We start from the raw sequence: 883 nt of genomic DNA, 5'->3' as shown, positions 1-883 counted from the left end.
GCCACGGTAGGCGCGGATGCGCGGTGGTTTGCGCGGGTCGTGGTCGAAAATGTCCTTCAGGTACTTGGTCAGCACCTCGACCATCAAGCGTGTCTGCGCGAACACCAGGGTCTTCAGCCCGGATTTGATCGCGATGCGGGCGATGCGGTTGCTCTGCGAGCGTGCCGAGGCACGCAGGCCCAGGTCCGGATTGATCACCGGAGGGTTCCACAGCAGCACCTGCTTCGGCCCGCTGGGCGCACCGGATTCGGTGATGGCGGTAACCGGCGCCTCGATCAGCGCCTCGGCATGCGCCTGCGGGTTGCCGATGGTGGCCGAGCACAGGATGAACTGCGGTTGCACGCCGTAGAACGCGCAGATGCGCTTGAGCCGGCGCAGCACGTTGGTGACGTGGCTGCCGAACACGCCGCGGTAGGTATGCACTTCGTCGATGACGATGTAGCGCAGGTTCTCGAAGAACTGCGCCCATTTGGTGTGATGCGGCAGGATCGCCTGGTGCAGCATGTCCGGGTTGGACACCACGATATCGCCGTGCAGGCGGATCGCCTGGCGCGCATCGCCGGGGGTGTCGCCGTCGAAGGTGAAGGCCTTTACGCCCAGGTCACCGGCACGGTTGAGTTCCAGCAGCTCGGCCACCTGGTCCTGGGCCAGCGCCTTGGTCGGGAACAGGTACAGCGCCTTGGCCTTGTCCTGCATCGCCGCGCTGACCACCGGCAGGGTGTAGCACAGCGACTTGCCGCTGGCGGTGGGGGTGACGATGGCCACGTGCTCGCCGCGCTGGCTCGCCTCCCAGGCCTCGGCCTGGTGGCTGTAGAGCTGCTCGATGCCACGCGCCTTCAGCGCGGCGGCCAGGGCAGGCGGAACTGAATCGGGAATGGGCGCA

Annotated in this window: 1 protein-coding gene; it reads right to left on the bottom strand. The window is 66.7% G+C overall.

From position 1 onward, the window contains the following. Positions 1-883 (bottom strand): DEAD/DEAH box helicase (locus DAI20_RS19275; protein ID WP_159085124.1); only part of this gene is annotated, 883 nt, incomplete at both ends.

Source organism: Planctomonas deserti, from assembly GCF_003067705.1.
In the GTDB taxonomy this organism is placed as follows: Bacteria; Actinomycetota; Actinomycetes; order Actinomycetales; family Microbacteriaceae; genus Planctomonas; species Planctomonas deserti.
Note: the sequence above shows the minus strand (reverse complement) of the source record. Positions and strands in the feature narration are given on the sequence as shown.